General features: G+C 72.2%; 3 protein-coding genes. 1 reads left to right on the plus strand and 2 read right to left on the minus strand.

Going from position 1 to position 2163, the window contains the following annotated elements; genetic code table 11:
- Both G6026_RS17460 and G6026_RS13370 read right to left on the minus strand, forming a co-directional pair.
- A partial coding sequence (locus G6026_RS17460) for a response regulator transcription factor (protein ID WP_241728081.1) occupies positions 1–251 on the minus strand: 251 nt, incomplete at its 3' end.
- Positions 248–1510: an ATP-binding protein gene (locus G6026_RS13370; RefSeq protein ID WP_231750488.1), complete on the minus strand. Its 1263-nt coding sequence runs from the start codon at positions 1508–1510 to the stop codon at positions 248–250. The genes G6026_RS13370 and G6026_RS17460, both read right to left, overlap by 4 nt.
- A 121-nt stretch (positions 1511–1631) precedes the next feature.
- On the opposite strand from G6026_RS13370, the gene G6026_RS13375 reads away from it, so the two are divergent.
- A partial coding sequence (locus G6026_RS13375) for a PspC domain-containing protein (protein WP_182613457.1) occupies positions 1632–2163 on the plus strand: 532 nt, incomplete at its 3' end.

The following is a 2163-nucleotide window of genomic DNA, read 5'->3' on the forward strand; positions in this document are numbered from 1 at the left end:
GGATCGGTCCCCAGCACCGAGCGGAGCACGGCCACCCCACCGCCCTCGGGCATGTGCACGTCGAGCAGGACCACGTCGGGCCGTACCCGTCCGATGCCGGCGACGGCCTCCGCGACCGACCCCGCCTCGCCCACCACCTCGATCCCGGCCTGACCGGCCAGCTCGGCCCGGACACCGCTGCGGAACACCGCGTGGTCGTCGACGAGGAACACCCGGCACACCCTGACGCCACCCACCGGCTCGTCCGTCATTCGCCCTCCAGCGGCATCTCGATCCCGATCTCGGTTCCGCGACCGAGAGTACTGCGCACCGTCACGCTGCCGCCCCGGCTCTCGACACGGTGCCGGATGGACTGGGACAACCCGTGTCGATCACCGCCCACGTCGTCAGGGTCGAAACCGCAGCCGCGGTCACGGACGAAGGCGGTGAGCACCTGGTCGTCGTTCTCCACGAACACGTCGGCGGTGTCGACGCCGGCATGCTTGGCCACGTTGACCAGGCCCTCGCGGACGGCGCCCAGCACAGCCTCCTCGGCGTCGCCGACCGGACCGTCGCCGCCCACCACCACCTGGTCCACCCGCAGACCGTAGGCGTCCTCGACGTCCCCGACGATCACCTCGACGGCCCCGGCGACGGTGGTCGCACCCGAGGACATGCGTGACCCCGCCCCGAAGAGCCACTGCCGCAGCTCGCGCTCCTGCCGACGGGCCAGCCGTGACACCTGGGCGGGGTCGTCGGAGCGCTTCTGGATCAACGCCAGCGTCTGCAGCACCGAGTCGTGCAGGTGGGAGGCGATGTCGCTGCGCTCGGACTCACGGATGCGGGCCGCGCGTTCCTCCTCCAGCGACCGCCACAGCCGCAGCCCCACGGGAACGCTGAGCAACGCCACTCCGACCAGGGTCGCCAGCACCGCCAGGAACGACGACCGCAGGGCGGCGAACTCGACCTGCCCCAGCACCACGACGGCCAGTCCGACGACGACGAGGGTCGCCCCGGCGGTGACCCTGGCCCAGTCGAAGACGGACCGGGGAGCCACCCGTCCCCCACCGTCGTACTGCTGCCAGACCAGCCCGGCGCCCAGTGCCACGATCAGGACGGGCACGATCACGTGCAGTCCCGTCGCGGTGGTGACCATGAACGACAGCACCGACCCCACCACCGCCACCACGGCGAGGGCCATGCCGCGCCGCCGCTCCCGCGCGTCCACGGAGGCGGCTCCCTCCAGGGCCCGCGCCGACGGGGTCAGAGCCCATAGGGCGGCGTAGAACAGCACACCCGCACCGGACAGGGTGGCGAGCACCACCATCGCCAGGCGCACATGGGTGACCCGCACCCCCAGATGGGCCGCGAGTCCCGCGCACACACCGGCGACGACGGATCCATCGGAGATCCTGGCCAGCGGCGGGTACCACCGGAACCCCACCGGCTGCACAGCCGGCACGGGAGGCCGTGGGACGACCGGCGGTTGCGGCGCGGGGGCCGATACCTGATCGGTCGCCTTCTCACTCATACCGCCATGGTCACAGATCGCGACCCGGGGCGCATCGGGGGTCGACCCCGAGAATCCCGGGGTCCGGATCTCAGGGTCGGCCCCCGATGTGGAAAGGCGTCCCGCCCGCCACGATGGAGTCATGTCCAGCTCCAGCACCCACGACGTCCCATCAGAGCTCCGCTCCCTGTGGCGGACCCGACCCGTCCGGACCCCGGACGACGCCAAGGTCGCCGGCATCTGCGGCGGCTTCGGCCGACGCTACGGCGTGGACCCCGTCCTGTTCCGTATCGCCTTCGTGATCGCCGCACTCTGGGGCGGGGCCGGGGTGTTCCTGTACGCACTGTTGTGGCTCCTCCTGCGCTCCGCCGGAGACGAGGTCTCCAAAGGGGAGGCGCTGATCGGGAAGGGCCGGGCATCCGGCTCCAGGATCACGGCGGTGATCCTCGTCGTGGTCGTCCTCCTCAGCGCACCGACATTCGGCGGTTCCGGGGAGAGCCTCTTCGTGGGGGCGGGATTCCTCATCGCCCTCGCCATGCTCGCGGGCTGGTACGGACTCCACCGCCGCACCCCCGTGCCACCCGCCGGGTGGTCCGAGGTGTCGGCCGTACGGCCTCAGTCGGCCCGGGCCGACGCCGGCCGCACCGCCGGGGCGTCACAGGAACCGGGCTCCG

Origin of the sequence: Dietzia sp. DQ11-38-2 (genome assembly GCF_014145055.1) — a bacterium.
Taxonomy (GTDB): Bacteria; Actinomycetota; Actinomycetes; order Mycobacteriales; family Mycobacteriaceae; genus Dietzia.

Coding starts and splice junctions, on each gene's coding strand:
- G6026_RS13370 (WP_231750488.1), bottom strand. CDS start 1,510: ATGAGTGAGAAGGCGACCGATCAGGTATCGGCCCCCGCGCCGCAACCG.